Source organism: Shewanella donghaensis (genome assembly GCF_007567505.1).
Classification (GTDB): domain Bacteria; phylum Pseudomonadota; class Gammaproteobacteria; order Enterobacterales; family Shewanellaceae; genus Shewanella; species Shewanella donghaensis.
The window spans coordinates 80,612-107,539 of sequence record NZ_CP041783.1 but is presented as its reverse complement, the minus strand read 5'-3'; the positions used below and the strand labels follow the sequence as shown (position 1 = coordinate 107,539).

The window sequence follows — 26,928 nt, the reverse complement described above, 5'->3', positions numbered from 1 at the left end:
TAGTTGCTGATAGCTAGTGGCTACTAGCTAAAAACATGATAATTCAGGCCAATGGGATGACATTGTCCCTTTTTATCGCTTCAGTTTTTTACTTGAATAATATTGTCCGAGCACTACCATCAATATGCCGCCGAGCACCACTATGGATGAAATTATTAACCGAGCAGTGATGGCTTCAGAAACAAATATCACCCCTCCGATAGCAGCAATAATGGGCACAGACAGTTGAATAACAGCTGCTTGAGTTGAAGTGAGCCCTGTAAGAGCAATATACCAAATCGTATAGCCAATGCCTGAAGTCAGCCCGCCTGCAATCAACGCCAGTAAGATCCCTTCTGATGAAAAGTGCATATCGTTTATGGTCAGCAGCACTAACACCAAGACTAAGGGCATGGTGCGTATAAAATTGTAGGTAGTATCAAGTAACGGATTTAGTGAATCACGGCCTTTAAGTGTGTAAATACCCCAAGCCATACCCGATAACGTCATCAGTAATAAGCCTTCAAATGAAGGAGAGCTGATATCAGGTAATACAAGGTAAATAAAACCGATAAATGCCGTCACCACGCCCAGCCACTCGGTGAAATGTAAACGCGTACCCGCGAAAAGTGATAACAGAATCATCGTCAGCTGCACTGCGCCAAATAGTATCAAAGCGCCCGTACCAGTATCGACTGACAAGTAAGCATAAGAGAACGTCACGGCATAAATGAACAACATCAAGCTCGCCAGCCAACTGCCAGAAGTTTGGTCTGTAGATGAAGAGGCTGAACTCTTTTCTTCTAAAAGCCTCGTTTTAAGTTGTTTACGTGTTAAAAAAGACTTGAGGCTTACAATAGCCAATAATGTGAACGCGCCTGCACCCAATCGAATAGCAGTAAAACTGGCGGCATCGATAACTTCGCCTCCCAACGCTAAACGGCTTAATACCGAATTTGCCGCGAATGCGATGATAGCTAACGCTGTGAGTAAACAGGTTTTAAACAGAGCACTAATAATAAACGCACCTTATTGATTTAGTTAAACTAGGCTTGAGTTTATGGACTTATTAACCCTAGTATTCGATAAAATCGGCATGAGGTAAAAGCACTAAAAGACATGGATTAGATGAGTAAACACTATTGACGGATATTTATCTCAATCTATTTTTGTTCATTCAATAAAAATGGCACTGAAAATAAGCTTATCAGTGCCATAGCGTCAACAATTGAGTGAGTGAAAAATTAGCAGTTAAACCTAAAAGCTGTCGCCGGGTATTCTTACCCAACCTTCCATTAGCACTCTAGCGCTGCGGCTCATAATGGCTTTATTCACTTGCCATTGACCGTCAACAAAACTGGCCTGCGCGCCCACTTTAAGGGTGCCTGATGGATGACCAAAATGAACACTTTCACGCTCAAGATTACCTGCTGCTAAACTGACTAGCGTGCCCGGTATTGCTGCCGCAGTACCAATGGCAACAGCTGCCGTGCCCATCATGGCATGATGTAACTTGCCCATGGATAACGCGCGGACATTAAGATCAATGCTCTGTTTTGAAATCGCCTTACCACTTGATGATGTGTAATCAACAGGCTCAGCAACGATAGCCACTTTAGGGGTGTGTTGTCTGGCAGCGGCTTCATCAATATGCTTAATAAGCCCCATTTTAACCGCGCCGTAAGCACGAATAGTCTCGAACATCGCCAATGCTTTTTCATCGCTATTAATGGCTTGTTGCAACTCTGCGCCGCTATAACCCAGTTCACTGGCATTAATAAATACTGTCGGAATACCGGCATTAATCATGGTCGCTTTTAAGCTACCACTGGCAACAACATCCGTTGGCACTACAAGGTCATCGACTAAGTTACCGGTTGGGAACATTGCCCCTGCACCATCAGCAGGATCAAGAAACTCGACTTTCACTTCGGCTGCTGGAAAAGTCACCCCGTCTAATTCAAAGTCACCTGTTTCTTGCACTGCGCCGTTAACCATTGGCACGTGAGCAATAATGGTTTTTCCAATATTCGCCTGCCAAATACGCACTACCGCAATGCCATTTTCGGGTACTCGGCTGCTGTCAATTAAGCCATTGGATATGGCAAATGAACCCACGGCCGCAGTTAAATTACCGCAATTACCACTCCAATCAACAAAGGGCTTATCAATGGCCACTTGGCCAAAAAGGTAATCGACATCGTGATCGGCTTGGGTGCTTTTAGACAATATGACCGTCTTGCTGGTACTTGAAGTTGCGCCGCCCATGCCATCAGTTTGTTTACCATAAGGATCAGGACTGCCAATGACTCTAAGTAGCATGGCATCGCGGGCATCGCCCGCTACTTGAGCCGCTTTTGGTAAATCAGTTAGATTGAAAAACACCCCTTTACTGGTGCCGCCACGCATATAGGTCGCTGGTATTTTTATTTGTGGAATATGAGACATCATCTTTCCTAAAATCAATCAGCACAATGAGTGAGAGGCGCTCATTGTGCTGATATTTGTTAAGTTTAACTAAGCTATGATTACTTATGACTAATCACTAATCACTAATGGCTGGCATCTAAAAAGTCCTGAGCGAAGCGCTGTAAAATGCCGCCTGCTTCATAGATAGACACTTCTTCAGCAGTGTCTAAACGACACTTAACAGGGACGGTTATTTGCTCACCATTATGGCGCGCGATAATAACCGTGAGTGCTGCACCAGGAGTACGTTCACCGATAACATCATAGGTTTCTGTACCGTCAATTTGATAGGTGTGACGATTCTCGCCATTGGTAAATTCAAGCGGTAAAACGCCCATGCCAACGAGGTTAGTACGATGGATTCGCTCAAAACCTTCAGCGACAATCACTTCAACGCCGGCTAAACGTACGCCTTTGGCGGCCCAGTCACGGCTTGAACCTTGACCATAATCTGCACCAGCTATGATGATAAGCGGCTGCTTACGTTCCATGTAGGTTTCAATGGCTTCCCACATGCGCGACTCTTGCCCTTCAGGCTCTATTCGAGCGTAAGAACCTTGCTTAATAACTTGTTTGCCGTCTTTACCTAAGGTGGTCACCATTTCATTAAACAATTTAGGATTAGCAAATGTGGCGCGCTGGGCGGTTAAATGGTCACCGCGATGAGTGGCATATGAGTTGAAATCAACTTCAGGCAAGCCCATTTTATCAAGGTATGCACCAGCGGCACTATCAAGCATGATCGCATTTGATGGTGATAAATGATCGGTAGTAATGTTGTCACCTAATACCGCTAATGGACGCATGCCTTTCATGGCGCGCTCACCCGCTAATGCGCCTTCCCAATAAGGAGGACGACGGATATAGGTACTCTCAGGACGCCAATCATACTGTGGATCAATCTTTGCTGAAGAGCCGCTGCCGTATTCAACTTTGATATCAAACATTGGCTCATACACTTTGCGGAATTGCTCAGGCTTAACGCTAGCAGCAATGACCGAATCAATTTCAGCATCTGATGGCCAGATGTCTTTAAGTCTTATATCGTTACCTTGTTGATCCTTGCCTAAGATATCTTTTTCAATATCAAAACGAATGGTGCCAGCAATAGCATAAGCAACAACCAAAGGCGGCGAGGCTAAGAACGCTTGCTTAGCATAAGGATGAATACGGCCATCAAAATTTCGGTTACCCGATAACACTGCGGTGGTATATAAATCGCGTTCGATCACTTCTTTTTGAATCACTGGATCGAGTGCGCCACTCATACCATTACAGGTGGTACAGGCAAAACCGACAATACCAAAGCCTAAGGCTTCAAGTTCGGTTAATAGATTGGCATCTTCAAGATACAGCTGCACTGCTTTTGAACCTGGTGCTAATGAAGTTTTAACCCAAGGTTTACGTGTAAGCCCTTTGGCATTGGCGTTACGGGCGATTAAGCCTGCAGCAATCACATTGCGTGGGTTAGACGTGTTAGTACAACTGGTAATGGCGGCAATAATACAAGCGCCATCAGGCATTAAGCCGTCTTCATTTTCAACAACACCGCTAATACCTTTAGCGGCTAAATCACTGGTCGATACGCGGCGATGTGGGTTTGAAGGACCTGCAATGTTACGTCCAACACTGGATAAGTCAAAACGCAGCACGCGTTCATATTCTGCATTCACTAGGGTGTCAGCCCATAGGCCATTTTGTTTGGCGTAAGTCTCAACAAGTTCAACTTGTTTATCGTCACGGCCTGTCAGTTTTAAGTAATCAATGGTTTTATCATCGATATAAAACATCGCTGCTGTGGCGCCAAATTCTGGCGTCATATTTGAAATAGTGGCGCGATCGCCTAATGTCAGATTAGCGGCGCCTTCACCATAAAACTCAAGGTAGGTTGATACTACTTTTTGCTCGCGTAAAAACTCGGTAATCGCCAAGACAATATCTGTTGCAGTAATGCCTGATTGACGCTCGCCGACCAGCTCAACACCGACAATATCTGGCAGACGCATATAAGATGGGCGACCTAACATTACGCTTTCAGCTTCAAGCCCACCAACACCAATAGCGATAACGCCTAAAGCATCAACATGGGGGGTATGGCTATCCGTGCCCACCAAGGTATCAGGAAATGCCACGCCTTCACGGGCTTGCACCACGGGCGACATTTTCTCTAAATTAATCTGATGCATGATGCCGTTGCCGGGCTGGATCACATCAATATTTTTAAAGGCCGTTTTAGTCCAGTTGATAAAATGAAATCTGTCTTCATTACGTCGGTCTTCAATGGCGCGGTTTTTTTCAAAGGCATCTTTTTCAAAACCTGCATGTTCGACAGCCAGAGAGTGATCGACAATTAATTGAGTTGGCACTACTGGGTTCACTTTTGATGGGTCGCCACCTTTTTCAGCGATAGCATCACGCAAACCCGCTAAATCAACTAATGCAGTTTGACCAAGAATGTCGTGACAAACTACGCGGGCAGGAAACCAAGGAAAATCGAGATCTCGCTTACGTTCAATAATTTGTTTTAAGCAATCTGTTAGCGTCTCAGGTGGGCAACGGCGCACAAGGTTCTCGGCATAAACGCGAGAACTATATGGCAGTTTGTCGAATGCGCCTGCTTGGATATCATCAACAGCAGCTTTGGTATCAAAGTAATCAAGCTCTGTACCTGGTAACGGTTTTCTATAATTTGAATTCATAACCCAATCCATCAAGTTTGGTAATTGTTAGCTCGTTTGCAATTTGCATGCTCAACAAGGTCTGAAAAACAAAAAGGCTGACCCATGGGCCAGCCTTTGACTGTTTATCTTTCGCTAATTGGCGTTACAGTACGTGGCTCTGAACCGATGTAATCAGCACTTGGTCTAATAATACGATTGTTTGAACGTTGCTCCATCACATGCGCTGCCCAGCCAGTAAGACGTGAACACACAAAAATAGGCGTGAATAGCTTGGTTGGAATACCCATGAAATGATAAGCCGAGGCATGGAAGAAATCAGCATTACAAAATAGCTTTTTGCTATCCCACATGAACTCCTCACAGGCAACAGAGATGTCGTACAAACTGGTATCACCATTTTCCTGAGCCAGTTTTTCTGACCATGCTTTGATAATCACATTACGTGGATCTGAAGTGCGATAAATCGCATGACCAAAGCCCATGATTTTTTCTTTACGCTCTAGCATGCCTGCCATTTGCGCTTTAGCATCGCTTGGCGAAGTAAACTTTTGGATCATGTCCATTGCAGCTTCATTAGCACCGCCGTGAAGCGGCCCTCGAAGTGTACCGATAGCACCCGTAATACACGAGAACATGTCCGATAAGGTTGATGCACATACGCGCGCAGTAAAGGTAGAAGCGTTAAACTCATGCTCAGCATAAAGAATTAACGATACGTCCATCACTTTACGATGTTGCTCTGATGGCGTTTTACCATTTAAAAGTTTTAAGAAGTGACCACCAATTGATGCTTCATCAGTGACACAGTCAATTTCAACGCCTTCATGGCTGAAACGATACCAGTAACACATGATCGCAGGGAAAGCTGCGAGTAAGCGGTTTGCTGCTTTATGTTGATCAGCAAAATCAGCTTCTGGCTCAAGGTTACCTAGAAATGAGCAACCAGTGCGCATCACATCCATTGGGTGAGCATCTGCAGGAATACGTTGTAATACTTCTTTTAATGCTTGAGGTAAATCACGCTGAGTCGTCAATACTGATTTGTATGTATCTAGCTGAGCTTGATTTGGTAATTCACCATTAAATAATAAATAGGCGACTTCCTCAAAGGTGGCGTTTTCAGATAAATCAGCAACGTCATAACCACAATAGGTTAATCCTGAGCCAGATTGACCCACTGTACATAACGCTGTATCACCTGCACTTTGGCCGCGAAGACCTGCACCACTTAATTTCTTGTCTACCATAATGATTTCCTATTCTTTTATATTTTTATTTATATTAATCGGGTACTTTCTGGTTATCTTTTAAGCTAACGGTTTGCCTAGCTGCAATCTTTGTTTAAGAACAACATTTGTGCGTTTATTATACAATCACTATTAAACTCTATTGCAACAACGACTGTTTATTGGCACTGCTTATCGACACAGCTAAACAAGAGCACAAACCGCTTTTTTGTCTTATCAGTAATTACTTATTTTTGCCTTCAGCAAATAAGCTATCAAGCTTTTGTTCGTAATCGTGGTAGCCAAGATAATCGTATAAATCCATGCGTGTTTGCATAGAGTCAATGACCGCCTTTTGATCGCCATCGGTTAGAATCGCTGTGTAAACATTTTCAGCGGCTTTATTCATCGCTCTAAATGCGCTTAACGGATAAAGCACCATGGCAGCTCCCCACTGACCGAGTTGCTCTTTATTCCATAATTCTGTTTGACCAAACTCAGTGATATTGGCCAAAATAGGCACATCAAGTGCATCTGAAAAGGCGCGATAATGTGCTTCAGTTTTCACCGCTTCGGCAAAAATTCCATCAGCACCAGCCGCAACATAGGCCTTTGCACGGGCAATAGCGGCTTCTAAACCTTCTTGAGCAAATGAGTCGGTTCTTGCCATGATGAAAAAGTCAGGATCAATACGCGCATCAACTGCCGCTTTAATCCGATCAACCATCTCTTCAGTCGAGACGATCTCTTTATTTGGACGGTGACCACAACGTTTTTGCGCCACTTGGTCTTCCATATGCACTGCAGCAGCGCCGGCTTTTTCCATATCTCGAACGGTTTTAGCAATGTTAAATGCCCCGCCCCAACCGGTATCGATATCCACTAGAAGTGGTAGATCACATGCAGAGGTAATACGTTGTACATCAACGATGACATCATTGAGTGATGTCATACCTAAATCAGGTAAACCATAGGATGCATTCGCGACACCACCACCTGATAAATATATTGCTTGATGGCCAATTTGTTTCGCCATCATGGCTGAATAAGCATTAATGGTGCCGACGATTTGTAATGGTTTGTTGTCAACTAATGCTTGACGGAATTTTTTGCCTGCGCTCATGATATCCCTCTCTATATTTGTTTAAGTGTTGGTTTAGGTATTTGAACCGAATACCAACTTCACATTTATCTAATGATATTGTTCAACTGAATTTATTGATTTTTTATTTAACGTTTTTTAATTGATTAATTTATTTTCGATATTATTTTTTGAGTACATAATGTGGCGACGCATGAGTATTTCAGCTAACTCTTCATCACGATTTGAAATGGCTTTTACGATATGGGTATGCTCTTCAAATGCGGTAGTCACTCTTGGCCCCGCCATACCTAATTGAACGCGGTACATGCGAATAAGGTGATACATTCCGTCTATGAGCACTGAAATGAGGTGTTTATTCTTACTACCGATGATAATGCGGTAATGAAAGTCCACATCTCCCGCTTCCTGGTAATAAGATTCTCCAGATTGCACTTCATCGGAGTGCTGGGTCAGTAAGTTTGATAACGCTGCAATCTCTTCGTCGGACATATTTTTAGCTGCAAGTCTTGCAGCCATACCCTCAAGCGATTCGCGCACTTGATATAATTCAATGAGTCCTTCGGGTGTTAATGCAACCACACGCGCACCCACATTGGCCTTTCTTTCTACTAAGTGGCATGACTCTAAGCGATTAATGGCTTCTCGGATCACAGCACGGCTAACGGCGTACTTTGTCGACAGTTCTGTTTCACTCAGTTTTGACCCTGCTTGAATATCACCTTCAACGATATCTTTTCTTAACTCGTAAAAAGTCTTATCCGCTGCAGTAATGGGCTTTTCTGTAAAAAATGTCATTATATTATGCTGTCTGACCAAATATTGATTGTCGACAATATAGGTTGTTTTTAACTTATGGTCAACACAATACACCCACATTGTCGACAAAAGTATAATACTGCAGCGCGATTTAATGATGACAAAAATTATTTCAAACAAGCAACATCTGGGCATTGTTATTTATTAACAATAAAAGCACAATAAGCTTACATAAGAGTTGTTTAGCTAAATAACAATAAAATCAGGGCGTAATATGTCAGATAGCACCACTGCGACACCGGCAGTTAAACCCGCTAAGAAAAAGGGCTTTTTAAACAGCATTAACCACTTTCGCGGTATTGCGATTATTTTTATCGTCATGGCACATTGCTACCGTCCAGCGGGATGGGAAGTTGAAACACTGGCTGATAAAGCGTGGTTTAATTTAATGATGAACGGCACGGTGTTTTTTGTGTTTATCTCAGGTTTTTTATTCCACCATGTTTTTTATCATCGCTGGGATTATCAGAAATATATGAAAAACAAAACTAAGTTTGTTTTTCTTCCTTACTTGATTCTTTCTTTACCTTGGATAATTTGGCATTTAACAACGGGCACAGATCCTGCTCTACATATTTTATATGCTGAGATTCAAAACCCAGTTAAAGCTGCCAGTTGGTATGTCATTACTGGACGCACATTAACCGCTTATTGGTATATTCCCATGGGCATGATGCTATTTGCCCTTTCACCTTGGGTGATGCACTTAATCAAACGAGGCCACTTACTAACAGTGTCCTTACCACTATTTATTATCGCTATGTTAATCCATCGCCCTGAGTCTAACTTAAATGCCATTCAGTCATTATTTTACTTTCTGCCGGTATATTTATTCGGGGTTTGGGGCTCAGCTCATCGCGACAAACTTTTCCCCTTCATAGATAAGTTTTGGATTGTAATGCTGATTGCCGCGATTGCATTAGCGATTGGTCAAGCTCATTGGTTTGGCGCTGGAGTACTTAATAAGGATGCATTTGACGTCACTGTACCGGACTTAATGTTGCCGCAAAAAATGTTGTTAGCATTAGTCATTCTGGCTATTTTGAATAAGTTTGAACACATCAGTATTACGCCTTTGCAAAAACTGGCTGATGTCAGCTTTGCGATATATTTTATTCACCCTTGGATAACTACGCCTTGGTGGATGATATACGAAAGTCCCGATATATTTGGCTTTGATGAACAAGGTAATATTTTCACGACTCTGATTGTGACCATGGGCGTTATTGTTATTTCGTATTTCATTGCCATTCTTATCAAGAAATTATTAAACAAACGCAGTCGTTATTTTATTGGTTGGTAAGTTTTTAAAGTAAAGCCAAATATTCACTGTTTACAGCTGATGGAAGATCTGAGTGTTAGATCATTCATCTGCTAATTAGTGCACTAATTCAGCATTCAGGCGTGGTTAATCCCTAATTGTCCATTTGTTCACCATTTACTCAATGTCCCTCTTGCCTAGTAGGTCACCTGTTCATTATGATGAGTTCAATTAGGCACATTAAGCAACAAACCATCAGCTATTTAGCGGAGCAAAAATGACAACAATTAACTTACTTTTAATCTGTGGCGGTGGCAGTGCAGAGCATGATGTATCTTTGTTATCAGCTGATTTTTTTGAATCTTCACTCGCTAAAAGTGATGAGATAAATGTATTGAGAGTAGAGCTCGATAAAAATGGCCATTACCACGACCAACAGGGCAATATTTGTGAGTTAACCAACAAACGTGAGATCCGTTTCGAGAATCAAGATATCACGCCTTGGTCAGTGGATTATGCCATCCCTTGCATTCATGGCTTTCCTGGCGAAACAGGTGACATACAATCCTATTTTAACCTGATCCAACTACCTTACTTTGGCTGTGAATCAGAAGCCTCAAGTAACTGTTTTAATAAGATTACTGCAAAAATGTGGTTCAGTGCCTTAGGTATCCCCAATACCCCTTATATATTCCTCAATGATTTAAATGATGATGCTATTCAGCAAACCACTGCAGCATTATCTGAATGGGGCTCTGTATTTGTAAAAGCGGCATCCCAAGGTTCATCTGTAGGTTGCTACAAAGTAGATGATGCTTCGCAAATACAGCAAGTATTAACCGATGCCTTTAGCTTTGCACCATCTGTGGTGGTAGAAAAAACTATTATTGCTAGAGAATTAGAAGTCGCTGTTTATGAGTATCAAGGGAAAGTAATTGCGACACTGCCTGGTGAGATAATTTGTGCGAATAATACGTTTTATACTTTTGAAGAAAAATATAATGCATCAAGTAAGGCGACTACTGATGTGGTTGCTAAAAACTTGTCAAAAGAGATGTCAGATACTATTCGCGCATATGCAATTAAAGCATTTAGAGGAATGAAGTTACGTCATTTATCAAGAATTGATTTCTTCTTAACTGATGACAATAACATTTTACTTAACGAAATTAATACCTTCCCAGGCTCTACGCCAATTTCTATGTTTCCAAAAATGTTACAAAACCATGGTCATACATTCGAAGATTACTTGGTAACAAACATCAAAAATCAACTTTAATGCTGTCGTAAAATCTAAAGCGGAAATATTCGCTTCTATTAATGAGAATTTATCTAGTCATATTAATTGAAATAACATTGGAGAATGTTTGCTGATTGCCAGCATTTTCCAATTCTTCACGCCACGGAGTATCTTGTATTCTCACCATGTAAAAACGCTCTCTGTAGGTATCTGTTACAAAGGCAATACCGTGCTGCATTAATTCATAATGAATATCATGAACAAACACCAAAGAAAAATTTTGTCGGCCTGTTAATTGATTAATATCCTCCCGAGTTAAACTAACCCCATCATCTAATCGTTCAAACTGAACCATTAGCCAATTAGCAAAATCTTTTGAACTCACCATCGACATTGGGTTACCCTCGCTTTTAATTTTGACGATAAAAGTCAAATTGATAACATTAAGTCTAGTTTAAATTTTCGAAGAGGTTTATCTACTTACGGGGGATTTATGATGATTTTTTATAATAAGTAATCAACAAATAATAAGTAACAGCGACAAGGCATTGATTACAAATAATTTTAATGAGAAGAATCAATTAAAATCAAAATACAAAAGAGTCAATTATTTGTCACCTGTCAATTTGATGTCCAAAGTCGTTACAAGGATACTCCATAGGCTGTATTTATTTTCTGCATGAACCCATCTTGGTACATCGACTTCAATCCATCCATTAATGCCCTATGTTTCACTTTTTCTAATCCCTTATTACAGGCCATCGCACGTAAAGATGTGTGATAAATTAATTCAGGCTCTCCTAAACGGATATTTGTTTGCATCATTATAGACTTGGCAGTGATTAATTCCGCCGCCCACAAATCAATTCGACCTTTTTGTAGCTTCTTAAGATTAAGATTATCAGCACTGGTAAGTTGAACTTCATGGCTGAAGGAAACGAGGTATTCACTTATTCCGCTCCCTAAAAACGTACCTATCGAATACTCTCTAGCATCATGTAATGTCACTAATGGAATGCTATTTTTTGTATCGCTAAACAGACCATATCGAGAGATCAAAACAGGCCCTACCCAAACAAAATCACTTTCTCTTTGCTGAGTCCTTTCAATAGGCAAGACACAAACATTGGGACTTCTTGCGGTCATGGTTAAACCGCGCTTTAAAGGGTTAAATACCACTTCATAATCCAGTTCAGCTCGAGTGAAAAGCTCTGCAACGATTTCAATAATCATGCCCCGATGATTATTATCAGTCTGCTCAGCAAAAGGGGCATTTTGATAGGTGTATACCGTTATCTTTTCTGCCTTTAATTCGGTTATAAACAAACACAAACTCAAAGTTATCAATAAGGTGATTAATCGCATGCTACTGCCAGACATTTATCGCCTCCTTATAGGTCAGCGTCTTACCCTTTTGTTCGGTATCTATCTGTCTTTTAGGCGACAGAGGCCTATCTAACCAAATCTGGGGATTAACCTTTGGATTCACTTTCGGGCCACAGGTTAAATTTTGTGTTTGAAGCTGAATTAAATACTCATCCAGATTACTCGCCAATTGATCCAAACCAGCCTTTACAGTTAGCTTGCCTTCCATAATCTGGCTGATGGATTGCCACCAAAACCCCGCCATTCCAGGGTAATCAGGTACGTTAGTCCCTGTTGGCGTCCATACATTACGCGCTTGGCTTCTATAAAACTCAACGAGTCCACCGAGGTAAGGTGCTCTTTCGGTTAAGTAGTCAGAGTCAATATCCGATTGACGAATAGGCGTTAGTCCCACAATCGTCTTTTTCAGAGACACTGTTTTAGACACAACAAACTGAGCATATAGCCATGCGGCAAGTTGTTGCTTTTCTTCTGTGTGATTCAAAAAGGTCCAAGAGCCAGTGTCTTGATAGCCTGATTTCATTCCCTTCTGCCAATATTTTCCTACGGGTGATGGGGCTACTCGCCATTTAGGTGTGCCATCTTTATTCATTACCGCTAAGTCACTTTGGGTAAAATCCCGCACAAATGCTGTATACCAAAAAATCTGCTGAGCAATATTCCCTTTTGCAGCCCAATCACCTGCTTCCGAAAATGCAAGCTCCATAGCTTCAGGCGGCGCATATAGACTTAGCCACTGTTTGTATTTCTCTATAGCGTAAACTGCTGCTGGACTATTCAACGCACCACCACGTTCTATACTGGCACCTACCGGGTGACAATCTTCAACTCTAATACCCCATTCGTCAACGGGCAGACCATTTGGTAATCCTTTATCGCCAACACCAGCCATTGACAGCCAGGCATCAGAGATTCGCCAGCCTAGTGAAGGATCTGATTTGGCATAATCCATATGGCCATAAACTTTTACACCATTAATACTGCCGATATCATTAGAAAAAAAGTTGGCAATATCTTCATATGCTTGCCAATTTTGAGGAACACCTAATGGATAACCATACTTATTTTCGAACTGACGTTGATAGTTAGCATTTGAAAACCAATCGCTGCGATACCAATACAAATTGGCAAATTGTTGGTCTGGCAACTGGTATATTTGCCCATCAGGACCTGTTGTAAACGCCAAACCAATAAAGTCAGCTAAGTCCAACGTAGGCAAAGTATAATCTTTCTCATATTGACTCAAAATAGCAGTAATTGACTTAACATGTTGCTGACGAAAGAGGCTTCCGATTAGATCACTATCATTGATATAAGCATCATAAAGTGGCTGGTCTGTCATTAACTGTGCTGACAATTTTTTTATTACATCATCTTCATTAGTGAGTTCATGAATGACGTGTATACCTGTTAAGTCATAAAAGGCTTTAGCCAATACTTCTGATTCATATTGGTGGGTATATATCCTTTCAGAAACAACTCTAATGGTCTTGCCTTTAAATGGTTTAGAAACGGTTTTAAACCAGGTTAACTCTTCTTTTTGCTGGTCTAGTGAAAGCGTCGATGGTTGAAACTCTGTTTCAAGCCATTGTATGTCTTTACTGGTGAGAGATGATTGCGGAAAAACAAAACTGGAAAAAACTAAAAATGGACACAAAAGTATTGTGTTAAAAAGCGAAAATGATGAAATTAATTTTTGCATGTATCCTGCTTCATCTATTAAATTCAAATTGAATTACTAAATCAAGTGATGATGAATACTACTTACATCTTTTTCAGTGGTTTAGACCATTCTATATAAGTACTACTATAGTCATGAATTAAATAAAAAGGCCAGCATTTGCTGACCTTTTTTTATTGAGCAGTGAGGTTAAAAACCTTCTACGCCAGCCATATCAGGTAATTCATGTGCAATACCTTTATGACAGTCTATACAAGTCTTTTCACCGCTAGCAAGCGATGTTGAGTGCATCTGCGAAGCACGCTTAGATTGACGAGTGAAATCCATGTAATCGAAATTATGACAATTACGACATTCTAGGGAATCATTCGCCTTCAACCTGTTCCATTCATTTTCAGCTAAATGTCGACGCTTAGCTTCGAACTTTTCACGGGTGTTAATGGTGCCAAATACTTTACCCCAAACTTCTTTAGAAGCTTGCATTTTACGGGCAATTTTATCAGTCCAATTGTGAGGGACATGACAATCAGGACATGTTGCTCTCACACCGCTTCGGTTAGTGAAGTGAATAGTCGTTTTTAACTCTTCGTAAACGTTATTCTCCATCTCGTGGCAGCTAATACAAAATGCTTCAGTATTAGAAACTGATAACGCTGTATTAAAACCACCCCAGAAGATCACACCAGCAACAAAGCCACCTAGCGTTAGAAAACCAAGACTGTAGTGCACACTTGGACGGTTAAGCACCTTCCAAATTAACTTCAGGTTTCCGAGTAATTTTGCAATCATATTCGCTCCTAGTGCTCAGCTTTTGAAGATTCTTTCATGAGTTCTTTAACATCCACGAAATCATTTTCAACTAACAAGTTGGCATCTAACTGAGGGACATGACATTGAGTACAGTTATAACGGCGCGGCGACAATGACGCCAAGAAGTTATTATCTCTATCCATATAATGGGTCACACTCACCATCGGTGCTTGAGAATGCCCGGTACTGTTACGTGCATGACATTGCATACATTTATTCACTTTCAAATCGATTTGGTAACCATCAATTTTGTGCGGAATAATAGGTGGTTGCATTGGATAGTTTCGCACTTGCTTAACATCAGAATTAATCACCTTCTGCATCGCAGGAGGTGTTAGCTCAACGTCAAGTGGTGCAAGACGTAATGTCGCAATTTTCTCTTCAGGCACTGTTGCAGCCATCAGACCAAAAGAGAAACCAACTAACGCAATGATTGACATAATTTTACATGCTTTCATGGTGTGTCTCCTTAGGCTTTGACGATTTTAACCGCACATTTCTTAAAGTCAGTTTGTTTTGACAGTGGATCTGTCGCATCTAACGTCACTTTGTTAATGAGCTGGCTAGCATCAAACCAAGGAACAAATACCAAACCAATTGGTGGCTTGTTACGACCTCGGGTTTCTATACGGGTCTTGATTTCACCACGACGAGAAATAACCTTCACTTCGTCACCACGACGTAATCCGCGTTTTTTAGCATCATCTGGATGCATGAAACAAACTGCATCAGGGAAGGCTTTATAAAGCTCTGGTACACGTTGTGTCATAGAACCTGAATGCCAATGCTCTAGTACACGACCGGTTGATAACCAGATATCGTATTCTTCATCAGGCATCTCTGGTGCAGGCTCATAAGGCAGTGCAAAAATTACCGCTTTTCCATCAGGTTTACCATAAAACTCATAACCTTTACCGGCTTTAACATAAGGATCAGCTCCTTCGCGGAAACGCCATTTGGTTTCTTTACCATCAACAACTGGCCAGCGTAAACCGTGCTCTTCATGATAGCGATCGAAGTCAGCTAAATCATGTCCATGTCCACGACCAAATGTTGCATATTCTTCAAATAAGCCTTTTTGAACGTAGAAACCGAAATGTTTCGCTTCATCATTCATGAACTTAGGATCAGCATCACTTAAAGGGAACTTTTCAACATTACCGTTTTGGTAAAGGACTTCGAATAATGTTTTGCCCTTAAACTGAGGATTGGCATCTAAAACGTCTTGAGGCCAAACTTCATCAGTAGTAAAGCGTTTTGAGAATTCCATCAACTGCCATAAGTCAGACATGGACTCGCCTGGCGCTTTAACCATTTGATGCCAGAATTGAGTACGACGCTCAGCGTTACCGTAAGCTCCTTCTTTCTCAACCCACATCGCTGAAGGTAATATCAAATCACCCGCTTGAGTCGTCACAGTTGGATAAGCATCTGACACAACGATGAAGTTATCTGGATTACGGTAACCCGGTAATCCTTCTTCATTCATGTTAGCCGCAGCTTGCATGTTGTTGTTCACTTGCACCCAATAACAGTTCAAATCACCATCTTTAAGGCGACGGTTTTGCTCAACAGCATGATAACCCGGTTTTGGCGGGATAATGCCACTTGGAATATTCCAGATATCCTCAGCGATTTTACGATGCTTAGGATTGGTGACCACTAAATCTGCAGGTAAACGATGTGAGAATGTACCCACTTCACGAGCGGTACCACAAGCTGATGGTTGACCCGTTAACGAGAATGGACTGTTACCAGGAGTAGAAATTTTACCCACTAATAAATGAATGTTGTAAATAAGGTTATTACACCACACACCACGAGTATGTTGGTTAAACCCCATAGTCCAGAAAGAGGTGACTTTCTTTTTAGGGTCTGCATACAATTCAGCAAGTTCAATCAACTTGTGCTCAGGTACACCAGAAAGCTCGCTTACTGATTTAACATCGTAGTCAGCTACAAACGCTTTAAACTGTTCAAAATCTATTGGTGTTGAATCACCAGCAGTATCAACATTCTTCGCTTTTTTCTGTAATGGATGAGTGGCACGTAAACCATAACCAATATCCGTTTCACCTTTACGGAAATTAACATGCTTACTGATAAAATCTTTGTCTACTTTATCGTTTTGAATAATGTAATTGGCGATAAAGTTAAGCATGGCTAAATCGGTTTGCGGTGTGAAAATAATACCCAAATCTGCTAAATCGAAAGAACGATGTTCAAAAGTCGATAACACAGCAACTTTGACATGTGGCGCGCTTAAGCGGCGATCTGTCACACGAGTCCAAAGGATCGGGTGCATTTCGGCCATATTAGAACCCCATAATACGAAAGCATCTGCCGCTTCCATATCATCATAACAACCCATAGGTTCATCAATACCAAAGGTACGCATGAATCCACCTACTGCAGAAGCCATACAATGACGTGCATTCGGATCGATATTGTTTGAGCCAAAGCCTGCTTTCATTAATTTAACGGCAGCGTAGCCTTCCCAAACAGTCCATTGGCCAGAACCAAACATGCCGACAGCTGTAGGTCCTTTAGCTTTGATGGTTTTTTTCCATTTTTCAGCCATGGTATCAAACGCGGTATCCCAACTTACAGGAGTGAACTCACCGTTCTTGTCGTACTTACCGTCTGTCATTCTTAACATTGGTGTTTGAAGGCGATCACGGCCATACATGATTTTTGATAAGAAGTAGCCTTTAATACAATTCAGGCCTTTATTCACTTCACTTTTCGCATCGCCATGTGTCGCAACCACTTTACCATCACGGGTAGCAACGATAACTGAACAACCGGTACCACAAAAACGACACGGTGCTTTGTTCCACTCTAATTTTGTCTGCTCAGAGCTAGTAATTAAGTTACTTGCTGATGCAGGTAAAGCCATACCAGCTACGCTGGCAGCAGCCATCGCAGCGTTAGCTTTCATAAACTCACGTCTGTTCATACTCATTCTTCACCCTCTTCTAGCTCTTCGCTTTGGTGATAAACCATAGTGGCAGTTAGCACACCAGGTATAGCGTTAATAGTTGAAATGTCATCCATTAAAGAACGCTGACTAGGTCCTTCAATCACTACGACTATCTTCATCTCGTTGTTAACTGATAATTCTGCATTTTCCATTGCCATAATTTTTTGGCGTACTTCAGCCATTTGTTCTGGGTGAACCTGCACAATCAAGCTAGTTACATGGATCTCTTTTTTGCTCATCAACAATACTTCTCTAGTTGTTTTTATTATAAAATTTTTATGATTATCCAGCGCCAGGAGGGCCTGAAAGGATTTGACTGAACCAAATGGTGAAACCTAACGCGCTAACGAGTAACGCTGACAAGATGGGCGCTAAAAAAACCGTTAAAAATATAAATATTTTAAATTCTAGGCTTTTCTCGCTTTTAGGATCTGTACTCATGGAGCCTCCGGCAGAGGTTTCTGATGAAAGTTATGTAACTTGATTGTTACTAAATTAAGATTCGGGCAAATTCTATCTTTTATCAACGACTAAACTATATACTCACAAATTGGTAAAACGCATTTTTGTTGATCTAGATCATAAAAACAAATCAAAACGTTACATCAATTGGCTGAATATTAACCGAACAAAACCCGAAATGTGAAAAAGCTAAATCAATGTATGAGATCAGCTTATGATTAGACTTACTAATACTTAAGTATTTATAGTCGCTATAGCAAAAGTTATCAACTTGTTAACGCCTATTTTGCAGGTTAATTTATTCGCAACTGTTTCGAAAATTGATAATCAGTTAACTTGTTTGACTAATTGTCCGACGTTTACTAGATCTTTTTTGATGTAAAAATAAAAAAGTGCAATTGAATGGCTATTCAATTGCACTTAAGAATCAGGTATTAATAGGGATAGACGATAGACGATAAAATCTAAAATGTGAAATCTAAGAAATTAACTTGTAACGCAGCACTTTTAATGATTTTTGCTCATCAACATCGGCGAAGACTTCTGGGTTATCAATTCGTTCGACAAATTCTAGGGTTTCAGCCGTTTCTGCGACTTGTTGCATTAAAAAGTCACAACCCAGCTCTGGTGCATTCAAGCACAACAGTACTTCACCATTTGGCGCCAGTAACTCAGGTAAACGTCTTAAAATCCTGACATAATCCTTTGTTGCGACAAAACTGCCCTTTTGATTACTCGGCGGATCCGCCACAATTAAATCGTATGGACCCAACTTGGTTAATTTACCCCATGACTTAAAAATATCGTGGCCAAGGAAACGCGCCCCCGAAGTAAAACCATTTAATAAATGATTCTGCTTTCCAATACTCAGAGCCCCTTTACTCATGTCCATATTCACCACTTCTGTAGCTTCAGCTTGCAAAGCCACAACAGAAAAAGCGCATGTATAAGCAAATAGATTCAATACTTTTTTATCTTTAGCATGCTGTTTAACCCACTTACGGCCATTAGCCATATCGAGGAAAATACCGTGGTTTTGACCACGTAATAAATGCACTAAAAAATCTGCGCCATTTTCTGTTACTACATGTTTTTCAGGTATATCACCAGCAACTAAGTCAGTAATGGTTCTGCCTGCATTACGATATTGAAATACCAAGTTGAACGGTTTATCAGCATGGTGTTGTTTCCATACTGTTTCAATATCAGCCACCATTTGCTCTCTTTGTGCTTCTGATAACTCTTTAAAGCTGGTGAGTAACAACACTGGGTTAAACCAATCTAAACAAATATGTTCGTAACCTAAGAATAATCCCCCTCGGCCATGAAATAAGCGGCAAAGCTCATCATTTAATATGGCATTAGCTAATGCATTCGCCGCGGGAAAGTTTGAATCATTTGAATTCATTACTACTGCTCATTTATGTTATTTATACTTGACTGCTTTCAGGCTTCTCAGCCGTTTCACTATTTTCTGAAAGCAATTCATCGGTATTGGTTAGCTCGTCATCATGAGCTTTTAGTTCATCTTGTGGTTGTTTTTCTGGTTCATCCTGGATTTCATCAGAAAGTAAAATTGCCAACCACTTACCACTTTCACTAGACTCTAGAGCAATTTTCACAATCATGGTTAAAGGCACCGACAACAGCATACCTACCGATCCTAACAACCAGCCCCAGAAAATTAATGACAAGAAAACGACTAAGGTCGATAGACCTAAGCCACGGCCCATAAATCGGGGTTCAACGACATTGCCCATCACGGTGTTAGTGCCAAAGTATAGGGCAGCGGTAATACCTGCAGCGCCCGGGCCCATTTGAATAAAGGCTAAAAGCACAGCTGGAATAGCAGCAATGATTGAACCAATATTTGGAATATAATTAAATAGGAAAGCTAAAACAGCCCACAACAGTGCATAGTCAACACCGATAATGGTTAACCCAATACCAACAATTATACCGGTACCAATGCTGACCAATGTTTTGATCACCATATATTGATTTACGGAGTGTAAAAACTTATCAACTTGCTTTAAGCGCATGTCAGGATCGTCAAGCGCAAAGTGAAACTTCTTCGGTAAAGACTGTGCCTCAAACAACATGAAGATAATGGTTAGGATAATCAAAAATAGATTAGCCATTACATTGCCCAAACCAGATAACATGTTGGTGGTCATGCTCAACGCCATACCAGGGTCGAAGTACTCTAAAACTTTGTCTTTGGAGATATTGATGTTTAAGCCATTTAGCTTTTCTAAAATCCACGAAAACTGTTCAATTAATTGCTGGCGATAAACCGGCATTTGCTTTGAGAATTCATTTATAGAGCTGCCCACTAAACTTGCTAGCCAAAGCCCCATTAACACGATCATTCCCATTAACAGAATAATCGACAACCATTTAGGCACTCTGTAACGGCTCATAAATTGAATGGCGGGATTACAAATTACAGCTAGAAAAGCCGATAATACAAACGGTACTACTATCGGGCTTGCTGTTTTAATCCCCGCCAGAATGACAACTAAACAAGCCATTATGGCAAAACCGCGTAAGGCCATCGAAGAGGAATTGGCGCCATTCATAAGTTAAAACCTTTTTAGTGCTTAAAATGAAATAAAATACGACTCAAGTAAACTGCAACTATATGCATAATCACTTGAATAAACAAAAATAAACAAAAATAAACAAAAATAAACATCCCAGCAGATAATTATACCTGTAAAATTTTCGGATGAAGTATTTAAACTGTATCAAATATTTAATTATCCTATCAGCTATCCCCTAAACTCAAGCTAAATGTTCTTTAATCACGGCATTAAAGAACTTAGAAAGTTTTGCGACACGAGTAAGTGCACATAGTGCAAAGCCAAATAGTACATGCCTAAAGTTGAATTGATCTAAATGGCTTTTTAGTGCGTAATATTGACTATTGAAGCTAATAAAATAGTGAGCTAATTATGAAAATGTTAATTACTGGTGCCACAGGGTTTGTCGGTCAGAAATTAGTAACATTATTGACAGAACATGATCTCACTATCGTGACAAGAAATGTTAATCATGCGAAATCAATATTAGGCCAACAGCATCAATATTTAAACGGTTTGGACTCGCTGGATAACTTAGATGGTTTTGACAGCGTGATTAATCTTGCGGGCGAACCCATTGTAGGGAAACGCTGGAGTCAGCAACAAAAGCAGCGTATTTGCGACAGTCGCTGGAATATCACAGCGAGATTAACTCAGCTCATTAATCAAAGTGACACTCCACCTGCCAGTTTTATTAGTGCATCAGCCATAGGCTTTTACGGCAGACAAGGCGAAACGCCAGTGGATGAACATAGCCAAGCCCACAACGAATTTAGCCACCAAGTTTGCAGTGAGTGGGAGCATTTAGCCCTCAAAGCTCAATCAGATAAAACCCGAGTTTGTGTGCTTAGAATTGGCATTGTATTAGGCAAAAATGGCGGCGCACTCGCTAAAATGTTACCGCCATTTAAGTTAGGCCTTGGCGGACCTATAGGAAAAGGAACTCATGGAGTCAGTTGGATTCATATAGATGACTTAACCCACCTAATTGAGCATTTGATTAACAATGATGAGGCGCGAGGTATTTTTAATGCTACGGCACCAAATCCTGTTAATCATAAGCAATTTGCTCAGTCGTTAGGTTTTACCCTTAAACGCCCTGCAAAAATCCCGACTCCGGTTTTAGCGCTGCGTTTAGCAATGGGAGAAATGGCTGACTTAATTGTTGAAGGTCAATTTGTACTACCGACTCGTACTCTTGCCACAGGCTTTAACTTCAAATACACCCATATCGATCCCGCTCTGGATTCGATTTTAAATGCTTAAAAGTTTATTCAATTTTATATTAGCTATTCACTAAATCAGTGGTTTTATCCATAAACCACTTATAACGTTTCGCTAACGGACGGTGCTTTTTATAAATCATATAAAGCGGCTCTTTAACTGGCTTAGCTAATTGAGCAACTGTGATTGATTCATTATCACTAAAGCTCTTCACTGCAAATTCAGGTAAAACGGTAAAACCCAGTCCTTTCGACACAGGTATTAATATCTGATTGAGTTGGTTCACATAGCTAACGACATTGATATTGGTAGCCAGTTTATCCGCATAATTACTTGCTACCACTTGCTGCCAATAATGCATTGCATCTGGGTGAGCGATCATGCCCAAATGAGTTAATTCATCATAGTTAACCGTTGTAGAATGAGATTTTGGAACGACCAAACATAACTGCTCAAAACCAATAGATACCACCTCAAGCTCTGGATCTGAAACAAGCTGCGTCACTATTCCAATATCAATCTCATTATTGATTAATTGCTCGATAACCCTTCTATTAGGGCCTGCTTCAATTGAAACTGAAAGCTGCTGATGCGCTATCTGATGCTCGATGAAATGTGGATAAAGCAATGATGCCAAAGAGCCTGAGCAAGCAAAGCGACACTCACCTATGTATTCAGAATCAATTTGTAAGTCGCTAAGTAATTGCATTTGATCTTTAACGAGCACTTGTCCGTATTGCTGTAATTGCATACCTGCTGAAGTTAATTCGAAACGCTTACCAAAACGTTGAATGAGCTTTACGTTGAGTTGTTGTTCTAATTTCTGTACATGTTGACTAACACCGGGTTGAGTCATGAATAACTGCTCAGCAGTTTGAGTAAAGTGGCCTACTTCAGCCAGTTTTAAAAAAGTTGTTAACCATTTTTGATTAATCATCAAAAGTCACCATTAGTATTTAGCGCAAACGTATTTGAGTATGTTTTCATAATAGCAAAATCATCAATAACAAAAAATTATAAAAATAACATATTTTAATAATTAATAGTTCTATCAGCATGAATGTCCATTCAAGATTACGATAAAACCAAATATTGAGGTCAAACCTATGTCATCAGATTCACTTACAAATCAACAGCCATCAACTTATCCACGTAGCTTTTCACATATTGGCATTTCAGTACCCGACTTAGAAGCTGCAGTTAAGTTTTATACAGAAGTGTTGGGTTGGTACAAAATTATGGAACCAACCACGATTGTCGAGGAAGACAGCGCTATTGGCGAAATGTGTACCGATGTCTTTGGGGCTGGTTGGGGCTCATTCAAAATAGCTCACCTTTCTACGGGAGACAGGATCGGCGTTGAGTTATTTCAATTTAATAATCAACAAAACCCAGAAGACAATTTTGAATACTGGAAAACTGGCATATTTCACTTTTGCGTTCAAGATCCTGATGTTGAGGGTTTAGCAGAAAAGATTGTGGCTGCTGGCGGTAAAAAACGCATGAAAGCGCCACGATATTATTACCCTGGAGAAAAACCCTACCGCATGATTTATATGGAAGATCCATTCGGAAATATTCTAGAGATTTATAGCCACAGCTACGAATTACACTATGCAAGTGGCGCTTATACTTAACAACAAGAATGTGGCTCAAGGCTAATCAAGTATAAAAATAGGGAGCAATGCTCCCTGTTTAATTGTCAATATTGTAGCCAATCTAACCCGCTTTAAGAAGCTCTCCACAAGAACGGTTTAATAGCTGTCTACAGCGCCACATCCCTAAGAATGACACCACTGCAGCACCCGAGATAGGAGCTATTGCCCACCAAGGCCAATGCATATAAACCACCAGTTCAAACACTTGGGTTTTAAGCATATACAAGGCAAATTCAGCAACGATGACCGCAAGAATGCCTGCAATAGCACCTAAAATGGCAAACTCGAGCCCTGTAGCGGATCGCAGCAACCACCCAGATGCACCAAATGTACGCAGCACCGCAAGTTCTCGTTGCCTTGTTGCCATTCCTGCTTCAGTTTGGGCAATCAACACTAGTGCACTTGCCAGTAAAACGAGTGCTAATACTAAAGTTAATGACAGTGAAACCTGGTCAATAATCTGCCTGAGTTGTTGCACCATAGCGCCAACATCGATGACTGAAATAGTCGGAAACTGCTGTATCAGCTGCAGTACCACCGCATTTGCAGTTAAGTCGCTGCCCGCCATTTTCAAGTCTTCATCATTTAAATGAAAACTTGCCATAGACGTGTATGAAAAACCTTCAAGTGCCTTAGGCCTAAAAATCATGAAGAAGTTGGGTTGCAAGGTTTCCCACTGAACCTGTCTAAAACTGGTCACTTTAACAGTCACAGGCCGATTATCCATATTAAAGGTCATGGTATCGTTAAGCGCTAACCCTAATCTTTCAGCGACGCCAGATTCTACAGACACTTCGTCATCAGCCTGATTGAACGTGCCTTGGGTAATCTCATTGTTCGGTGGCAAGGTGTCACGATAAGTCAGGTTTAATTCTCTTGATATTCCGACACGCCCTTCTTGGCCATTCTTTTCTTCGTCCCTGGAGATCAGTTCTTCATCATTAATATGGGTTAAACGGCCACGGATCACCGGATAAATATCAGTAGCAATTATTTTGTTGATATCTAAGAAGTCATCTAATGGTTTGGTATCTTCAGGAGCAATATTAACTAAGAAATAGTTAGGCGCATCTTCAGGTAATTGCTTTTGCCATTCATTAAGCAAATCTTGTCTTAATGCTAAAATGGTTAACAACAACACTAGCGCACTACTAAAACCAACCAGCTGCACTGCATTTTCTCTCGCTCGGCGGCGAAGTCCGGCTAATGCGAGTTGCAATGGATTGGTAGTTTTCATTCCAACACCATGACCTAAACGAATCATGACAAAACCGAGTACACTGAGTAAAACGCCTAATAACAATACTGCCAACACCACTGTCATGGTGAGTTCGATACTGCGAGAGTACAAATACCCCAACAAAGCCATTGCACTTAAGCTAAGCAATAAGTGTAACCACATGCCAAGCTGCAAGCCTTCTAATTGCCGTTGAAGTACACGCAAAGGTGGAATCGCTAGCAAACGCATCAGCGGATAAGCAGAGAACATAAACGCACTTATTAAGCCCGTACTCACACCCAAAATGACTGGGCGGCTATAAGGCGGAGAATAAGCTGCTATTTCGGCAGGTAAAAATTGAGTAATACCGATATCCAATAAAAAGCCGCCGATTAAACCAAGAGCAATACCTAGTACTGTCACCAACATGAGGTGAATACCGAACAGACTGCGAATTTGTTTAGCTGAAGCCCCGAAGGTTTTAAGCATTGCTACCACGTCATAATGACGTTGGCAGTATCGCTGTGCAGCAATACCTATTGCCGCGCAAGCAAGGGCAATACCCAATAAACTGGCTAGCAATAAAAAGCGTTCAGCGCGTTTTACTGCAGAGGCAATGGGTGAATCACCACTTTGGACATCTACCCAGCGCTGACTGTTATTTAATAGCGGTTTGACTTGTTCTTCAAACAAAGCAAGTTGCGTAGCATTACCCGCAAATTGATAAACATAACTCACACGGCTGCCAGGCTGAATAATCCCTGTTGCTTCAACATCGTCTAGGCGCATCAACAGCACGGGTGAGGAGGCAAAAGGGTTAAATCCAGCATCAGGTAAACGGCTTATTTCAGCAGATAAATCCAGCTCAACATTACCGAGTTCGAGTGTTTTAGGGTATCCCAACAAACCACCTAAACGATTTTCGAACCATGCTTGGCCTGTTTTCGGTAGTGCTTGAGTGGCCCCTGATGAAAGTTCAATTTCACCGCGAAGTGGATATCCATCACCTACCGCTTTAATGGTAACGAGTTGAAATTTATCTCCAGAGTAAACCATGGAGTTAAACTTCATATTCGTCACATGATCAACTGATAGCGATTCAGCTATCGCTAAAACTTTGTCATCAATTTTAACGGGAGAATCGATAATGCGATCTGCGGCAATGAAAGTAGCAGCCTCGCCATTAATGGCAACTTGCAGCCTTTCGCTGACCCTAGCAAGACCACTGACCGACAACACAGCTAAAGTGATGGCTAAAACAATCAGAATGAGTTGCCCTTGCATTAACTCTCTTTTGAAAAGACGCCAAGCTAATTGCATCTCCATTAACTGACCTCCTCTGTTACGTTTTTCGAGGTGATATCAGACTCATTTTCAGAGTGAGAGCCAGAATTAATAGAAGATAAATTATCATTCGATTCGGTAGCAGGTTCTGACAAGTGGCCACTTTCCATGACAAATTGGCGCTTGCAGCGTTTTGCTAGTTCTAAGTCATGGGTGACCAACACCAATGTGGTGTCACTTTCTTGGTTTAAAGCAAACAACATGTCGGCAATTTTATCGCCATTTACGCTGTCTAAGTTACCCGTAGGCTCGTCGGCAAACAGCACTTTTGGCTCACAGATAAACGCTCTCGCGATAGCAACACGCTGTTGTTCACCACCAGAAAGTTGCTTTGGAAGGTGAGTTAATCGGTGCGAAAGCCCCACTCTATCAAGCATATTTTGCGCTTTTTCTTTGGCATTGCTCACACCAGCAAGTTCAGCTGGGAGCATGACATTCTCGAGTGCTGTAAGGGTGTCCACCAGCATGAAAGATTGGAAGATGAAGCTGACCTTTTGTTTTCGTAGCGCCGCTTTTTGTTCTTCATTGAGACCTGATAAAGCTTGTCCATCAAGGTAGATTTCACCAGATGTCGGCGTATCAAGCGCTGCAAGTAAACCGAGTAATGTAGACTTGCCAGATCCAGATGGTCCGAGAATCGCAATACTGTCCCCCTGCTTGACATCCATATTAATGCCATTGAGGATAGTAAGCTCTCCCTCTTGGGTCACCACTGTTTTATTGAGGTTAGTAACATTAATGGCACTGGAATTATTTGCAAAATTAGTAGACATACGATCCTTCTTTATATTACCGGCGA

The 26,928-nt window shown here is 41.1% G+C and carries 23 protein-coding genes; 4 read left to right on the top strand and 19 right to left on the bottom strand.

Translation table 11 applies throughout. From position 1 onward, the window contains the following. Positions 1 to 72 precede the first annotated feature (72 nt). The 6 genes from FPK91_RS00455 to FPK91_RS00430 form a co-directional block, all read right to left on the bottom strand. On the bottom strand, positions 73 to 996 hold the full coding sequence (locus FPK91_RS00455; protein ID WP_227006734.1) for a DMT family transporter: 924 nt from the start codon (positions 994 to 996) through the stop codon (positions 73 to 75). A 240-nt stretch (positions 997 to 1,236) separates the two neighbouring features. Beyond that, entirely contained in the window at positions 1,237 to 2,427 is a 1,191-nt protein-coding gene (prpF, locus tag FPK91_RS00450; protein WP_144214035.1) for a 2-methylaconitate cis-trans isomerase PrpF, read from the bottom strand. 104 nt (positions 2,428 to 2,531) lie between these two features. Beyond that, positions 2,532 to 5,147 (bottom strand): Fe/S-dependent 2-methylisocitrate dehydratase AcnD, encoded by a 2,616-nt coding sequence (acnD, locus tag FPK91_RS00445; protein WP_144206661.1) that lies wholly within the window; start codon positions 5,145 to 5,147, stop codon positions 2,532 to 2,534. 104 nt (positions 5,148 to 5,251) lie between these two features. Beyond that, the gene (gene prpC, locus FPK91_RS00440) at positions 5,252 to 6,376 is read right to left on the bottom strand and encodes a bifunctional 2-methylcitrate synthase/citrate synthase (RefSeq protein WP_144206659.1); all 1,125 of its coding nucleotides are present in this window, start codon (positions 6,374 to 6,376) and stop codon (positions 5,252 to 5,254) included. Positions 6,377 to 6,599: 223 nt separating this feature from the next. After that, a complete protein-coding gene (prpB, locus tag FPK91_RS00435) occupies positions 6,600 to 7,478 on the bottom strand; it encodes a methylisocitrate lyase (RefSeq protein ID WP_144206657.1) in 879 nt (292 codons plus the stop codon). Positions 7,479 to 7,595: 117 nt separating this feature from the next. Then, entirely contained in the window at positions 7,596 to 8,255 is a 660-nt protein-coding gene (locus FPK91_RS00430; RefSeq protein ID WP_144206655.1) for a GntR family transcriptional regulator, read from the bottom strand. Between the two features lie 235 nt (positions 8,256 to 8,490). On the opposite strand from FPK91_RS00430, the gene FPK91_RS00425 reads away from it, so the two are divergent. Both FPK91_RS00425 and FPK91_RS00420 read left to right on the top strand, forming a co-directional pair. Continuing rightward, positions 8,491 to 9,579 carry an acyltransferase family protein gene (locus FPK91_RS00425; protein WP_144206653.1) on the top strand — a complete coding sequence of 363 codons (1,089 nt, stop codon included), beginning with the start codon at positions 8,491 to 8,493 and terminating at the stop codon, positions 9,577 to 9,579. A 235-nt stretch (positions 9,580 to 9,814) separates the two neighbouring features. After that, positions 9,815 to 10,816 (top strand): D-alanine--D-alanine ligase, encoded by a 1,002-nt coding sequence (locus tag FPK91_RS00420; RefSeq protein ID WP_144206651.1) that lies wholly within the window; start codon positions 9,815 to 9,817, stop codon positions 10,814 to 10,816. 49 nt (positions 10,817 to 10,865) lie between these two features. On the opposite strand, the gene FPK91_RS00415 is transcribed toward FPK91_RS00420, so the two are convergent. The 10 genes from FPK91_RS00415 to FPK91_RS00370 form a co-directional block, all read right to left on the bottom strand. Continuing rightward, positions 10,866 to 11,171, bottom strand: a complete 306-nt coding sequence (locus FPK91_RS00415; RefSeq protein ID WP_144206649.1) for a hypothetical protein — start codon at positions 11,169 to 11,171, stop codon at positions 10,866 to 10,868. Positions 11,172 to 11,419: 248 nt separating this feature from the next. Beyond that, positions 11,420 to 12,157: a substrate-binding periplasmic protein gene (locus FPK91_RS00410; RefSeq protein WP_144206647.1), complete on the bottom strand. Its 738-nt coding sequence runs from the start codon at positions 12,155 to 12,157 to the stop codon at positions 11,420 to 11,422. Then, entirely contained in the window at positions 12,144 to 13,865 is a 1,722-nt protein-coding gene (locus FPK91_RS00405) for an ABC transporter substrate-binding protein (protein ID WP_144206645.1), read from the bottom strand. Before FPK91_RS00405 ends, FPK91_RS00410 begins: the two co-directional genes overlap by 14 nt. Before the next feature lie 168 nt (positions 13,866 to 14,033). Then, positions 14,034 to 14,633 carry a cytochrome c3 family protein gene (locus FPK91_RS00400; protein ID WP_144206643.1) on the bottom strand — a complete coding sequence of 200 codons (600 nt, stop codon included), beginning with the start codon at positions 14,631 to 14,633 and terminating at the stop codon, positions 14,034 to 14,036. Positions 14,634 to 14,641: 8 nt separating this feature from the next. Beyond that, the gene (locus tag FPK91_RS00395) at positions 14,642 to 15,112 is read right to left on the bottom strand and encodes a nitrate reductase cytochrome c-type subunit (RefSeq protein WP_144206639.1); all 471 of its coding nucleotides are present in this window, start codon (positions 15,110 to 15,112) and stop codon (positions 14,642 to 14,644) included. 11 nt (positions 15,113 to 15,123) lie between these two features. Further along, positions 15,124 to 17,613, bottom strand: coding sequence for a nitrate reductase catalytic subunit NapA (gene napA, locus FPK91_RS00390; RefSeq protein WP_144214033.1), 2,490 nt, complete (start codon positions 17,611 to 17,613; stop codon positions 15,124 to 15,126). A gap of 2 nt (positions 17,614 to 17,615) precedes the next feature. Beyond that, the gene (locus tag FPK91_RS00385; RefSeq protein ID WP_144206637.1) at positions 17,616 to 17,876 is read right to left on the bottom strand and encodes a chaperone NapD; all 261 of its coding nucleotides are present in this window, start codon (positions 17,874 to 17,876) and stop codon (positions 17,616 to 17,618) included. A gap of 43 nt (positions 17,877 to 17,919) precedes the next feature. Continuing rightward, the gene (locus FPK91_RS00380) at positions 17,920 to 18,078 is read right to left on the bottom strand and encodes a periplasmic nitrate reductase, NapE protein (RefSeq protein ID WP_144206635.1); all 159 of its coding nucleotides are present in this window, start codon (positions 18,076 to 18,078) and stop codon (positions 17,920 to 17,922) included. A 499-nt stretch (positions 18,079 to 18,577) separates the two neighbouring features. Continuing rightward, a complete protein-coding gene (locus FPK91_RS00375) occupies positions 18,578 to 19,507 on the bottom strand; it encodes a class I SAM-dependent methyltransferase (protein WP_144206633.1) in 930 nt (309 codons plus the stop codon). A gap of 22 nt (positions 19,508 to 19,529) precedes the next feature. Then, complete coding sequence (locus FPK91_RS00370) at positions 19,530 to 20,681, bottom strand: AI-2E family transporter (protein ID WP_144206631.1); 1,152 nt, start codon at positions 20,679 to 20,681, stop codon at positions 19,530 to 19,532. A gap of 375 nt (positions 20,682 to 21,056) precedes the next feature. Between FPK91_RS00370 and FPK91_RS00365 the strand changes: the two genes are divergently transcribed. After that, the gene (locus FPK91_RS00365) at positions 21,057 to 21,950 is read left to right on the top strand and encodes a TIGR01777 family oxidoreductase (RefSeq protein ID WP_144206629.1); all 894 of its coding nucleotides are present in this window, start codon (positions 21,057 to 21,059) and stop codon (positions 21,948 to 21,950) included. 19 nt (positions 21,951 to 21,969) lie between these two features. Here the strand turns inward: FPK91_RS00365 and FPK91_RS00360 are convergent, their stop codons facing one another. Continuing rightward, positions 21,970 to 22,845, bottom strand: coding sequence for a LysR family transcriptional regulator (locus FPK91_RS00360; protein WP_144206627.1), 876 nt, complete (start codon positions 22,843 to 22,845; stop codon positions 21,970 to 21,972). Between the two features lie 169 nt (positions 22,846 to 23,014). Here FPK91_RS00360 and FPK91_RS00355 point away from each other — a divergent pair, with 169 nt between their 5' ends. Then, complete coding sequence (locus FPK91_RS00355; protein ID WP_144206625.1) at positions 23,015 to 23,545, top strand: lactoylglutathione lyase family protein; 531 nt, start codon at positions 23,015 to 23,017, stop codon at positions 23,543 to 23,545. Between the two features lie 82 nt (positions 23,546 to 23,627). Here FPK91_RS00355 and FPK91_RS00350 read toward each other — a convergent pair whose 3' ends face one another. Then, positions 23,628 to 26,111 (bottom strand): ABC transporter permease, encoded by a 2,484-nt coding sequence (locus FPK91_RS00350; RefSeq protein ID WP_144206623.1) that lies wholly within the window; start codon positions 26,109 to 26,111, stop codon positions 23,628 to 23,630. Then, positions 26,111 to 26,902 (bottom strand): ABC transporter ATP-binding protein, encoded by a 792-nt coding sequence (locus FPK91_RS00345; protein WP_144206621.1) that lies wholly within the window; start codon positions 26,900 to 26,902, stop codon positions 26,111 to 26,113. Before FPK91_RS00345 ends, FPK91_RS00350 begins: the two co-directional genes overlap by 1 nt. Positions 26,903 to 26,928: the final 26 nt, after the last annotated feature.

What these genes read in the sequence shown, in the direction of transcription:
- FPK91_RS00350 (WP_144206623.1), bottom strand. Translation starts at nt 26,111, where the DNA reads ATGGAGATGCAATTAGCTTGGCGTCTTTTCAAAAGAGAGTTAATGCAA.
- prpC (WP_144206659.1), bottom strand. Translation starts at nt 6,376, where the DNA reads ATGGTAGACAAGAAATTAAGTGGTGCAGGTCTTCGCGGCCAAAGTGCA.
- FPK91_RS00370 (WP_144206631.1), bottom strand. Translation starts at nt 20,681, where the DNA reads ATGAATGGCGCCAATTCCTCTTCGATGGCCTTACGCGGTTTTGCCATA.
- FPK91_RS00400 (WP_144206643.1), bottom strand. Translation starts at nt 14,633, where the DNA reads ATGATTGCAAAATTACTCGGAAACCTGAAGTTAATTTGGAAGGTGCTT.
- FPK91_RS00430 (WP_144206655.1), bottom strand. Translation starts at nt 8,255, where the DNA reads ATGACATTTTTTACAGAAAAGCCCATTACTGCAGCGGATAAGACTTTT.
- FPK91_RS00405 (WP_144206645.1), bottom strand. Translation starts at nt 13,865, where the DNA reads ATGCAAAAATTAATTTCATCATTTTCGCTTTTTAACACAATACTTTTG.
- FPK91_RS00415 (WP_144206649.1), bottom strand. Translation starts at nt 11,171, where the DNA reads ATGTCGATGGTGAGTTCAAAAGATTTTGCTAATTGGCTAATGGTTCAG.
- FPK91_RS00410 (WP_144206647.1), bottom strand. Translation starts at nt 12,157, where the DNA reads ATGTCTGGCAGTAGCATGCGATTAATCACCTTATTGATAACTTTGAGT.
- FPK91_RS00395 (WP_144206639.1), bottom strand. Translation starts at nt 15,112, where the DNA reads ATGAAAGCATGTAAAATTATGTCAATCATTGCGTTAGTTGGTTTCTCT.
- acnD (WP_144206661.1), bottom strand. Translation starts at nt 5,147, where the DNA reads ATGAATTCAAATTATAGAAAACCGTTACCAGGTACAGAGCTTGATTAC.
- FPK91_RS00420 (WP_144206651.1), top strand. Translation starts at nt 9,815, where the DNA reads ATGACAACAATTAACTTACTTTTAATCTGTGGCGGTGGCAGTGCAGAG.
- FPK91_RS00425 (WP_144206653.1), top strand. Translation starts at nt 8,491, where the DNA reads ATGTCAGATAGCACCACTGCGACACCGGCAGTTAAACCCGCTAAGAAA.
- FPK91_RS00365 (WP_144206629.1), top strand. Translation starts at nt 21,057, where the DNA reads ATGAAAATGTTAATTACTGGTGCCACAGGGTTTGTCGGTCAGAAATTA.
- FPK91_RS00385 (WP_144206637.1), bottom strand. Translation starts at nt 17,876, where the DNA reads ATGAGCAAAAAAGAGATCCATGTAACTAGCTTGATTGTGCAGGTTCAC.
- napA (WP_144214033.1), bottom strand. Translation starts at nt 17,613, where the DNA reads ATGAACAGACGTGAGTTTATGAAAGCTAACGCTGCGATGGCTGCTGCC.
- FPK91_RS00345 (WP_144206621.1), bottom strand. Translation starts at nt 26,902, where the DNA reads ATGTCTACTAATTTTGCAAATAATTCCAGTGCCATTAATGTTACTAAC.
- FPK91_RS00355 (WP_144206625.1), top strand. Translation starts at nt 23,015, where the DNA reads ATGTCATCAGATTCACTTACAAATCAACAGCCATCAACTTATCCACGT.
- prpB (WP_144206657.1), bottom strand. Translation starts at nt 7,478, where the DNA reads ATGAGCGCAGGCAAAAAATTCCGTCAAGCATTAGTTGACAACAAACCA.
- FPK91_RS00375 (WP_144206633.1), bottom strand. Translation starts at nt 19,507, where the DNA reads ATGAATTCAAATGATTCAAACTTTCCCGCGGCGAATGCATTAGCTAAT.
- prpF (WP_144214035.1), bottom strand. Translation starts at nt 2,427, where the DNA reads ATGTCTCATATTCCACAAATAAAAATACCAGCGACCTATATGCGTGGC.
- FPK91_RS00360 (WP_144206627.1), bottom strand. Translation starts at nt 22,845, where the DNA reads ATGATTAATCAAAAATGGTTAACAACTTTTTTAAAACTGGCTGAAGTA.
- FPK91_RS00380 (WP_144206635.1), bottom strand. Translation starts at nt 18,078, where the DNA reads ATGAGTACAGATCCTAAAAGCGAGAAAAGCCTAGAATTTAAAATATTT.